Origin of the sequence: Pseudomonas sp. HY2-MNA-CIBAN-0224, assembly GCF_040310285.1 — a bacterium.
GTDB lineage: Bacteria > Pseudomonadota > Gammaproteobacteria > Pseudomonadales > Pseudomonadaceae > Aquipseudomonas > Aquipseudomonas helleri.
Window position 1 is genome coordinate 1 of record NZ_JBEOPQ010000100.1, and the last position, 10,555, is coordinate 10,555.

Annotated in this window: 10 protein-coding genes; 2 read left to right on the plus strand and 8 right to left on the minus strand. The window is 59.9% G+C overall.

Annotation, left to right across the window (positions count from 1 at the left end; all coding sequences use genetic code 11):
- Positions 1–232: 232 nt before the first annotated feature.
- The 4 genes from AAEZ03_RS24865 to glyQ form a co-directional block, all read right to left on the minus strand.
- Positions 233–1,003, minus strand: a complete 771-nt coding sequence (locus AAEZ03_RS24865; protein WP_153334539.1) for a lysophospholipid acyltransferase family protein — start codon at positions 1,001–1,003, stop codon at positions 233–235.
- Between the two features lie 77 nt (positions 1,004–1,080).
- On the minus strand, positions 1,081–1,614 hold the full coding sequence (gmhB, locus tag AAEZ03_RS24870; RefSeq protein WP_273224048.1) for a D-glycero-beta-D-manno-heptose 1,7-bisphosphate 7-phosphatase: 534 nt from the start codon (positions 1,612–1,614) through the stop codon (positions 1,081–1,083).
- 7 nt (positions 1,615–1,621) lie between these two features.
- Complete coding sequence (glyS, locus tag AAEZ03_RS24875) at positions 1,622–3,676, minus strand: glycine--tRNA ligase subunit beta (protein ID WP_350582278.1); 2,055 nt, start codon at positions 3,674–3,676, stop codon at positions 1,622–1,624.
- A complete protein-coding gene (gene glyQ / locus AAEZ03_RS24880) occupies positions 3,673–4,626 on the minus strand; it encodes a glycine--tRNA ligase subunit alpha (protein ID WP_003437964.1) in 954 nt (317 codons plus the stop codon). Before glyQ ends, glyS begins: the two co-directional genes overlap by 4 nt.
- A gap of 81 nt (positions 4,627–4,707) precedes the next feature.
- Between glyQ and AAEZ03_RS24885 the strand changes: the two genes are divergently transcribed.
- Together AAEZ03_RS24885 and AAEZ03_RS24890 are read left to right on the plus strand one after the other, a co-directional pair.
- A complete protein-coding gene (locus tag AAEZ03_RS24885) occupies positions 4,708–5,265 on the plus strand; it encodes a DNA-3-methyladenine glycosylase I (RefSeq protein WP_048373933.1) in 558 nt (185 codons plus the stop codon).
- Positions 5,266–5,413: 148 nt separating this feature from the next.
- On the plus strand, positions 5,414–6,301 hold the full coding sequence (locus AAEZ03_RS24890) for a lysophospholipid acyltransferase (RefSeq protein ID WP_262126064.1): 888 nt from the start codon (positions 5,414–5,416) through the stop codon (positions 6,299–6,301).
- A gap of 120 nt (positions 6,302–6,421) precedes the next feature.
- Here the strand turns inward: AAEZ03_RS24890 and AAEZ03_RS24895 are convergent, their stop codons facing one another.
- The 4 genes from AAEZ03_RS24895 to fmt are packed head-to-tail and all read right to left on the minus strand — an operon-like array spanning position 6,422 to position 10,404.
- Entirely contained in the window at positions 6,422–6,736 is a 315-nt protein-coding gene (locus tag AAEZ03_RS24895; RefSeq protein WP_262126026.1) for a tetratricopeptide repeat protein, read from the minus strand.
- 10 nt (positions 6,737–6,746) lie between these two features.
- On the minus strand, positions 6,747–8,123 hold the full coding sequence (gene trkA, locus AAEZ03_RS24900; protein ID WP_048373936.1) for a Trk system potassium transporter TrkA: 1,377 nt from the start codon (positions 8,121–8,123) through the stop codon (positions 6,747–6,749).
- A 23-nt stretch (positions 8,124–8,146) separates the two neighbouring features.
- Entirely contained in the window at positions 8,147–9,457 is a 1,311-nt protein-coding gene (rsmB, locus tag AAEZ03_RS24905; RefSeq protein WP_350582283.1) for a 16S rRNA (cytosine(967)-C(5))-methyltransferase RsmB, read from the minus strand.
- The gene (gene fmt / locus AAEZ03_RS24910) at positions 9,454–10,404 is read right to left on the minus strand and encodes a methionyl-tRNA formyltransferase (protein WP_350582286.1); all 951 of its coding nucleotides are present in this window, start codon (positions 10,402–10,404) and stop codon (positions 9,454–9,456) included. Before fmt ends, rsmB begins: the two co-directional genes overlap by 4 nt.
- Positions 10,405–10,555 lie beyond the last annotated feature (151 nt).

Sequence of the window (10,555 nt, forward strand, 5' to 3'; positions counted from 1 at the left end):
GAGCTTGCCTCGCGATCTTTTAAAAAGATCAAAAGATCGCGAGGCAAGCTCGCTCCTACAGAAATGAAAGCAAAAAAAAACCGACCAAAAGGTCGGTTTTTTTAGGCGTTAGAAAAACTTATGCACGTTTTCTGTTCAAAAGTCATACCGAGAAATAAGCATATAAATCAGCGAGTTATGACTGTATTTCAAAAGAAATCCAAAACTTGTGCACACGTTATCCACAAACCGCTCAGTTCACCACTGTTTCGGTTTGCACCGCCACCGGTGGCAAGGAACCCATGGCCCGCTGAGCGTCTTCATTCCATGTTTGAACCCGCTCATTGAGCTCGGCAATCGCCCGTGGGCCGCTGCCGTTAGCGTACATCGGCTCACCAATGACCACTTCAATGGTGCCAGGGCGCTTGGCCCAACCGGTTTTAGGCCAGAACTTGCCCGCGTTGTGGGCAATCGGCAGCACCGGCAATTCGGCATTCACCGCCAGCGCGGTACCGCCCCGGGAGAACTTGCCGACCTGACCGTAAGGCACACGTGTGCCCTCAGGAAAAATCAGCACCCAGATGTTGTCCTTGAGCAGCTCATCACCTTTTTTGGCGATGTCTTTAAGCGCCGCTTTCGGGTTGTCCCGGTCAATCGCAATCGGGCGCAGCATTGCCATCGCCCAGCCAAAAAACGGCACGTACAGCAGTTCGCGCTTGAGCACCTGGCTCAACGGCTGAAAGTAGGCCGAGAGAAAAAACGTCTCCCAGGTACTTTGGTGGTTGGCCAGAATCACGCACGGGCGCTCAGGGATGTGTTCAGCCCCGGTGACCTTGACGTTGATGCCCAGAAACACCCGCGTCAGCCACAAGGCGCAGCGGCACCAATACACGTTGATAAAGCGATAACGCGCTGGAAACGACAAAAAAGGAGCGACAAAAAAACTCAGTGAACACCACAGCAGAGAGCTGGTGCCCAGCAGCAGGTAAAAGAAGAAAGTTCTGATGGCCTGCAGTATCGACATAGCGGCTTTTACCGTTGCGGATAAGGCATGACTGAACAGGCCTGTGCACAGAATGCCGGCGCGTGTTCAAACCTGCCCTATTTGTGGATAAGTTCGGCGGCAACTGCCACCAGATCGTCAAATATTAGAGTACTGTCCGGTAATTCTTTGGCCAAAGTTTGTAGGCCTTTTCCGGTTTTTACCAAAACGGGCTGTGAATCGACGGCCTTTGCGGCCTGTAAGTCACTCAAGCTGTCACCCACAAACCAGCATTCGGTCAGATCTGCACCGTAATGCTCAGCAATGGTGTGCAACATGCCCGGCTTTGGCTTGCGGCATGTGCAGCCTTCATCGGGCCCGTGAGGGCAATACACCACCAGCCCAAGCTCGCCACCCTGTTCGGCCACCAACGCGCGCAGGCGTGCGTGCATGGCGTCCAGCGTGGCGAGGTCGTAATAGCCGCGGGCAATGCCGGACTGGTTGGTTGCCACGGCAACCGTCCAGCCCGCTTTGCTCAACTGCGCAATCGCCTCAATCGCGCCGGGGAGCGGGATCCACTCCTCGACAGACTTGATGTAAGCGTCGGAGTCCTGGTTGATGACACCGTCCCGATCGAGAATCAGCAGTTTCATCAGTTCCTCAGCTCAGCAACGAAATATCAGCGACGCCCAGGAACAGGCTGCGCAGACGGGCCAGCAAGGCGTAGCGGTTAGCGCGCACGCTGGCGTCATCGGCGTTGATCATCACCGCTTCAAAGAACGCGTCCACCGGCTCGCGCAGCGAGGCCAGACGGGTCAGCGCTTCGTTGTACTGACGGGCAGCGGCCATCGGTTGTACCGCTTCGTCCGCCTTTTGAATGGCCGAGTACAGCGAGAACTCGCTGGCGTTGTCGAAGAACTTGGCTTCGACATTCGTCGAAATCTTGCCTTCCACTTTGCTCAACAGGTTCGATACACGTTTGTTCACAGCGGCCAGGGCTTCGGCTTCCGGCAACTGACGGAACGCCTGAACGGCTTGTACACGCTGATCGAAGTCCAGCGCCGAACGCGGCTGCAACGCACGCACCGACAGGTACGTCGCCACGTCCACGCCTTCGTCTTCGTAACGCGCACGCAGGCGGTCGAAGATGAACTCCAGCACCTGGTCAGCCAGACCGGCCGACTTGACCTTGGCACCGAACGCCGACACAGCGAAATTCACCGCTTCGGTCAGGTCGAGGTCGAGCTTTTTGTCGATCAGAATCCGCAAGATCCCCAGCGCTGCGCGACGCAGTGCGTAAGGGTCTTTGCTACCGGTCGGGAGCATGCCGATGCCGAAAATACCCACCAGGGTGTCGAGCTTGTCAGCGATGGCCACCGCTGCACCGGTCAGGGTTTCTGGCAGTTCAGCGCCCGCACCGCGCGGCATGTACTGCTCGTTCAGCGCCAGGGCGACATCTTCTGGCTCGCCATCATTGAGGGCGTAGTAGTAACCGGCGATGCCTTGCATTTCCGGGAACTCGCCGACCATTTCAGTGGCCAGGTCGCACTTGGACAGCACGCCTGCACGGGCTGCGCGCTGAGCGTCGCCGCCAATGCGCGGGGCGATGAACGCGGCCAGCTTGGACACGCGCTCGGCCTTGTCGTAAACGCTGCCCAGTTGCGCCTGGAACACCACGTTTTGCAGGCGCTGGTTGAAGCTTTCCAGCGGCTGCTTTTTGTCTTGCTTGAAGAAGAACTCAGCATCGGTCAGACGTGGGCGAACCACCTTCTCGTTACCCGAGATGATCTGCTTCGGATCTTTGCTCTCGACGTTGGCCACGGTGATAAAACGCGGCAGCAGCTTGCCATCGACGTCCAGCAGGCAGAAATACTTCTGGTTGTCCTGCATGGTGGTGATCAGGGCTTCTTGCGGCACGTCCAGGAAGCGCTCTTCGAACGAGCACACCAGCGGCACCGGCCATTCAACCAGCGCGGTCACTTCATCGAGCAGGCTTGGCGGCACGATCGCGGTGCCTTCCTGCATCGTGGCCAGTTCGGCCACACGCTTGGAGATCAGCTCGCGACGCTCATTGAAGTCTGCCAGCACGTAGGCCTTGCGCAGGTCTTCGAGGTAGTTGGCAGGCGAGGTGATGCGCACGTTTTCCGGGTGGTGGAAACGGTGACCACGGGAATCACGGCCAGCCTTTTGCGCGAGGATGGTGCAGTCGATGACCTCATCGCCCAGCAGCATCACCAACCATTGGGTTGGACGCACGAATTCTTCTTTACGTGCACCCCAGCGCATGCGCTTGGGGATCGGCAAATCGTTCAGCGAGTCTTCAACGATGGTCGGCAGCAGGCTGGCGGTCGGCTTGCCGATGATCACCTGGCTGAAACGCAGTTTTGGACCGCTCTGATCGATTTCGCTCAGCTCAACGCCGCATTTTTTGGCAAAACCCAGGGCTGCCTGGGTCGGGTTGCCTTCAGCGTCGAACGCGGCCTGGCGAGGCGGGCCGTCGATGTTGATGCTGCGATCAGGCTGTTGCGTGTCGAGCTGGGTCAGCAGCACGGCCAGACGGCGCGGCGCGGCATAGACTTTTTTCGCCTTGAAGTTCAGACCGGCGCTTTGCAGGCCTTTTTCGATACCGGCCAAAAACGCGTCGGCCAAGGTACTGAGGGCTTTTGGCGGCAGTTCTTCAGTGCCCAGTTCAACCAGAAAATCTTGAGCACTCATTGTGCAGCCTCCAACTTAGCCAACACTTCATCACGCAAATCGGGTGGAGCCATCGGGAAGCCCAGCTTGGCGCGCGCTTCGAGATACGCCTGAGCCACCGAACGCGCCAGGGTACGCACACGCAGGATGTACTGCTGACGTGCGGTCACCGAGATGGCCCGGCGCGCGTCCAGCAGGTTGAAGGTGTGGGATGCCTTGAGCACCATTTCGTAGCTTGGCAGCGGCAGCGGCTGGTCGAGTTCGATCAGGCGCTTGGCTTCGCTTTCATAGAAATCGAACAGTTCAAACAGCTTGTCGACGTTGGCGTGTTCGAAGTTGTAAGTCGACTGCTCGACTTCGTTCTGATGGAACACGTCGCCGTAGGTCACTTTGCCGAACGGGCCGTCAGTCCAGACCAGGTCGTAGACAGAATCCACGCCTTGCAGGTACATCGCCAGACGCTCAAGGCCGTAGGTGATTTCGCCGGTCACCGGGTAGCACTCAATGCCGCCTACTTGCTGGAAGTAAGTGAATTGGGTGACTTCCATACCGTTGAGCCAGATTTCCCAGCCCAGACCCCAGGCGCCCAGGGTCGGCGATTCCCAGTTGTCTTCGACAAAACGGATATCGTGAACCAGCGGGTCCAGGCCGATGTGCTTCAGCGAGCCCAGGTACAGCTCCTGGAAGTTAGGCGGGTTTGGCTTCAATACCACCTGGAACTGGTAGTAGTGCTGCAGACGGTTAGGGTTTTCGCCGTAGCGGCCGTCAGTCGGGCGACGACTGGGCTGCACATAAGCGGCGTTCCAGGTTTCTGGGCCCAGAGAGCGCAAAAACGTGGCGGTATGGAAAGTGCCGGCGCCCACTTCCATATCGTAGGGCTGAAGCACCACACAACCTTGCTCGGCCCAGTATTGCTGGAGGGCGAGGATCAAGTCTTGGAAGGTACGCACTGCTGGCGTAGGCTGGCTCACAAATTCACCTGTTTCTTGGGCTGCGATTTAAAGAGCGGGAGTATACCCGATTCGGTCGCGCCTCCACCTCTTGGAGCCTCTATGCCACGTTGTTTCTGGTGCCCTGACGACCCGTTATATGCGGCCTATCACGATCAAGAGTGGGGCGTGCCGTTGCGCGATGCGCATGCGCTCTTCGAGTTGTTATTGCTCGAAGGGTTCCAGGCGGGTTTATCGTGGATCACGGTTTTGCGCAAACGCGAGCATTATCGCAAGGTCATGTTCGGCTTTGATGTGCAGCGCCTGGCGGTCATGACAGACGCCGAGATAGAGGCCTTGCTGCTCGATCCGGGCATCGTGCGCAACCGCTTGAAAGTCACCGGTGCGCGTCGCAACGCCCAGGCCTGGCTGGCGCTCAAAGACCCGGTTGAGTTTTTGTGGTCGTTCGTTGGCGGCCAGCCCAAGATCAACCACTTCACCGAACGTCATGAATTCCCGGCCGTTACGCCTGAGGCCGAAGCCATGAGCAAAGGTTTGAAAAAAGCCGGTTTTACCTTCGTCGGCCCGACCATTTGCTACGCCTTCATGCAGGCCAGCGGCATGGTCATGGACCACGCCACCACCTGCGACCGCTACGCTGAGCTGTCCAACGCCGGTTAGAATGCCTTTTTTATACACCGGCCCTGTGGGAGCGGGCTTGCTCGCGATGGCCTCTACGCGGTGATCCAGATGCACCTCGTTGCCTGAATCGCGAGCAAGCCCGCTCCCACAAGGGTTGTCGATGCACTATGAAGACGGGAAAGACCCTGTGGAAAAGTTTAAAGGCGCCTTGCTGGTCGGGGCTTTACGGTTGTTTGCCATGCTCCCTTGGGGCGCGGTGCAACACGTGGGCTCGGCCATCGGCTGGCTGATGTGGAAACTGCCCAATCGCTCGCGCGAGGTGGTGCGGATCAACCTGGCCAAGTGCTTCCCCCAAATGGACCCGGTTGCCCGTGAACAATTGGTCGGCCAAAGCCTCAAAGACATCGGCAAAAGCCTGACCGAGAGCGCCTGCGCGTGGATCTGGCCCGCCCAGCGCTCCATTGACCTGGTGCGCGAAGTCGAAGGCCTGGACGTGCTCAAAGACGCCCTCGCTTCCGGCAAAGGCGTGGTCGGCATCACCAGCCACCTGGGCAACTGGGAAGTGCTTAACCACTTCTATTGCAGCCAGTGCAAACCGATCATTTTCTACCGCCCGCCCAAGCTCAAGGCCGTTGACGAACTGCTGCGCAAACAGCGCGTACAGCTGGGCAACCGCGTGGCCGCGTCGACCAAAGAGGGCATCTTGAGTGTCATCAAAGAGGTGCGCAAAGGCGGTCAGGTCGGCATTCCGGCAGACCCGGAGCCGGCAGAATCAGCGGGTATTTTTGTACCGTTCCTCGGCACCACGGCCCTGACCAGCAAGTTTGTACCCAACATGCTGGCGGGTGGCAAAGCGGTAGGCGTGTTCCTGCACGCGGTGCGTTTGCCGGACGGTTCGGGGTTCAAAGTGATATTGGAAGCGGCGCCCGAAGCCATGTACAGCACCGACACCGAAACCGCCTGCGCGGCCATGAGCCAAGTGGTTGAGAAGTACGTGCGGGCTTACCCGAGCCAATACATGTGGAGCATGAAACGCTTCAAAAAACGCCCGCCGGGCGAGGCGCGCTGGTACTGAGCTAGCTGAATGCACAACCTGTGGGAGCGGGCTTGCTCGCGATACAAACGACGCGGTTTAACCTTGAAACTGCGTAGATGCCATCGCGAGCAAGCCCGCTCCCACAGGAAATCTGAGGCGTTAAGCCTGTTGCTTCTCAAGCTTCTTCAAAAACACGGTCATTTCTTTCTCGGCCTGTTTGTCGCCATGGCCTTGTGCCGCGATGATCCCCTGCTCCCACGCGGTTCGCGCCGCTGCACGGTCGCCTGCCGCCAATCGGGCCTTGCCCAGCAGCTTCCAGGCCGCTGAGTACTTGGGGTCAAATTCAACACAGCGCTGCAAATGTTCCGCCGCCTTGAGGTTATCCCCAAGGTCGAGATAACCCTTGCCCAGCCCGAAGCGCAGCAGCGAGTTATCCACACCCTTGGCCAACATCTTTTCCAATGACTCCAGCATCCCTGACTCCTTAGAAAAAACTCAAACCCACGTGGAACAGCTTCTCTACGTCGCGAATATGCTTTTTATCCACAAGGAACAAAATCACGTGGTCGCCGGCATTGATCACCGTGGCGTCGTGGGCAATCAGCACTTCGTCGTCGCGAATGATCGCGCCAATGGTGGTGCCCGGCGGCAGGTTGATTTCACCAATGCGCTTGCCAATCACCTTGCTCGACTTCGAATCACCGTGGGCAATTGCTTCGATGGCCTCCGCCGCACCCCGGCGCAGCGAGTGCACACTGACAATGTCGCCCCGGCGCACGTGGGCCAGCAAGGTGCCGATGGTGGCCAACTGCGGGCTGATGGCAATGTCGATTTCGCCGCCCTGGATCAAGTCCACATAAGCCGGATTGTTGATGATGCTCATGACCTTTTTCGCGCCCAGGCGTTTGGCCAGCAACGAGGACATGATGTTGGCCTCATCGTCGTTGGTCAGGGCCAGAAACAGGTCGGCATCGGCGATGTTCTCTTCGAGCATCAAGTCGCGGTCTGACGCGCTGCCTTGCAACACCACGGTGCTGTCCAGGGTGTCAGACAAATAGCGGCAGCGGGCCGGGCTCATCTCGATGATCTTGACCTGATAACGGCTTTCGATGGCCTCGGCCAGGCGCTCGCCAATCTGCCCGCCCCCGGCGATCACAATGCGTTTATAGCTTTCGTCGAGGCGGCGCATTTCGCTCATCACGGCGCGAATGTTGGCCTTGGCGGCGATGAAAAACACCTCATCGTCGGCCTCAATTACGGTGTCGCCACGGGGCGTAATCGGCCGGTCACGTCGGAAAATCGCCGCAACCCGGGTGTCCACATTCGGCATGTGCTCACGCAACTGGCGCAATTGTTGGCCAATCAACGGGCCGCCGTAGTACGCCTTGACCGCCACCAACTGCGCCTTGCCGCCGGCAAAGTCGATCACCTGCAAGGCGCCGGGGTGTTCAACCAGGCGCTTGATGTAGTTGGTCACAACCTGCTCGGGGCTGATCAGAACGTCGACCGGGATCGCGTCGTTATCAAACAGCTCTTCGCCGCGGGTCAGGTAGGCCGATTCGCGCACCCGGGCGATTTTGGTCGGGGTGTGGAACAGCGTGTAGGCCACTTGGCACGCGACCATGTTGGTCTCGTCGCTGTTGGTCACCGCCACCAGCATGTCGGCATCGTCGGCGCCCGCCTGGCGCAGCACATTGGGCAGCGAAGCACGGCCCTGCACGGTACGGATATCCAGACGATCACCCAAATCGCGGAGGCGATCGCCATCGGTGTCGACCACGGTGATGTCATTGGCTTCACTGGCCAAATGCTCGGCCAGCGTACCGCCGACCTGCCCTGCGCCGAGGATGATGATTTTCATGCCGTGATTCCCTGTTCCCGTCGTTAGCCGCGTGCGGCAGCGATCTTGATCAGTTTGGCGTAATAGAAACCGTCATGCCCACCCTCTTGCGCCAGCAATTGGCGCCCGTGAGGTTGCTTGATGCCGAACTGCCCGGCGATATCCAGCTCGCGCGCACCGGGCGTGCGGGCCAAAAAGGCTTCAATCACTTCGGTGTTTTCGGTCGGTAAGGTCGAACAGGTGGCGTACAGCAGGATGCCGCCGACTTCGAGAGTCTGCCACATGGCGTCCAGCAGTTCGCCCTGCAGGCTGGCGAGGGCGGCGATGTCGTCCGGTTGGCGGGTCAGCTTGATGTCCGGGTGGCGGCGGATCACGCCCGTTGCCGAACATGGTGCATCGAGCAGGATGCGCTGGAACGGTTTGCCGTCCCACCAGGTCGCGGTGTCGCGGCCATCGGCAGCAATCAGCTCGGCGCTCAGGCCCAGGCGTTCGAGGTTCTCACGCACGCGCACCAGGCGCTTGGCCTCAAGGTCGACCGCCACCACGCCCGCAAGCTGGGGCTCGGCTTCCAAAATGTGGCAAGTCTTGCCGCCCGGCGCGCAGCAGGCGTCGAGCACGCGCTGGCCGGGGGCCAGGTCGAGCAGGTCGGCGGCCAACTGCGCAGCTTCGTCCTGCACGCTGATCCAGCCTTCGGCAAAGCCCGGCAGATTGCGCACATCGCAGGCTTCGGCCAGCACAATGCCGTCGCGGCTGTACACACAGGGCTGGGCCTGCACGTCGCTTTCAGCCAGCAATTGCAGGTACTGATCACGGGTTTTATGACGGCGATTGACCCGCAGAATCATCGGCGGATGCGCGTTGTTGGCAGCGCAAATGGCTTCCCACTGCTGCGGCCAGAACGCTTTCAGCGATTTTTGCAGCCAGCGCGGGTGCGCGGTGCGCACCACCGGGTCGTGCTCCAGTTCGGCCAGCAAGGCTTCGCTGTCGCGCTGGGCGTTGCGCAACACGGCGTTGAGCAGGCCTTTGGCCCACGGCTTTTTCAGTTTGTCGGCGCAGCCCACGGTTTCGCCAATGGCCGCGTGGGCCGGCACCCGCGTGTACAGCAGTTGGTACAAGCCCACCAGCAACAGCGCTTCAACGTCGGCATCGGCGGCTTTGAAGGGTTTTTGCAGCAGCTTGTTGGCCAATGCCGACAAGCGCGGATACCAGCGTGCGGTGCCGAACGCCAGGTCCTGGGTCAGGCCGCGGTCGCGGGCTTCAACCTTGTCCAGTTGCAACGGCAACGAACTGTTGAGCGATGCCTTGCCGTTGAGTACGGCGGTCAGTGCCTTGGCGGCGGCCAGACGCGGGTTCATTGTGCAGCGCCCAGAACAGTGCCCACGGCAAACTTCTCACGGCGGCTGTTGAACAGATCGCTGAAGTTCAGCGCTTTACCGCCGGGCAATTGCAGACGGGTCAGGCACAGCGCACCTTCACCGCAGCCCACGATCAGGCCGTCTTTGCTGGCCGCGAGGATCTGCCCCGGTTCGCCCTTGGCGTCTGCCAAGGTGGCGGCCAGCACTTTCAGGGCTTCGCCGTTGAGCGTGCTGTGGCAAATCGGCCATGGGTTGAAGGCACGAATCAGCCGCTCCAGCTCCACCGCCGGGCGGTTCCAGTCGATGCGCGCTTCGTCTTTATTGAGCTTGTGGGCGTAGGTCGCCAGGCTGTCGTCCTGCACTTCGCCTTGCAAGGTGCCGTCAGCCAGGCCGGCAATGGCTTCGATCACGGCCGGTGGGCCCAGCTCGGCCAAACGGTCGTGCAGGGTGCCGCCGGTGTCTTCGCTGCTGATCGGGGTGATGGACTTGAGCAGCATCGGGCCGGTGTCCAGACCCGCCTCCATGCGCATCACCGTCACACCGCTTTGTGCATCGCCAGCCTCGACCGCGCGCTGAATCGGCGCGGCGCCGCGCCAGCGTGGCAGCAACGAGGCGTGGCTGTTGATGCAGCCCAAACGCGGAATATCCAGCACCACTTGCGGCAGGATCAGGCCGTACGCCACCACCACCATCAAGTCGGGCTTGAGCGCGGCGAGTTCGGCTTGAGCCTCGGCTGCGCGCAAGGTCGGCGGCTGCATGACCGCAATGTTGTGTTCCAGCGCCAGCTGCTTGACCGGGCTTGGCATCAGCTTTTGCCCGCGCCCGGCCGGACGATCCGGTTGGGTGTACACCGCAACGATCTCGTACGGGCTGTCGAGCAGCGCCTTGAGGTGTTCAGCGGCAAATTCGGGGGTGCCAGCAAAGACGATGCGAAGTGGCTCAGTCATGGAGTACTCACTTGGAATGGGGGAAGGCAGGAATAACCCTGTAGGAGCGAGCTTGCCTCGCGATCTTTTGATCGTTTAAAAGATCGCGAGGCAGCGTTTATTTCGCCTGGTAGATGATCCCCGGGCTGCACTGGACCATCTGGTAGTGGTC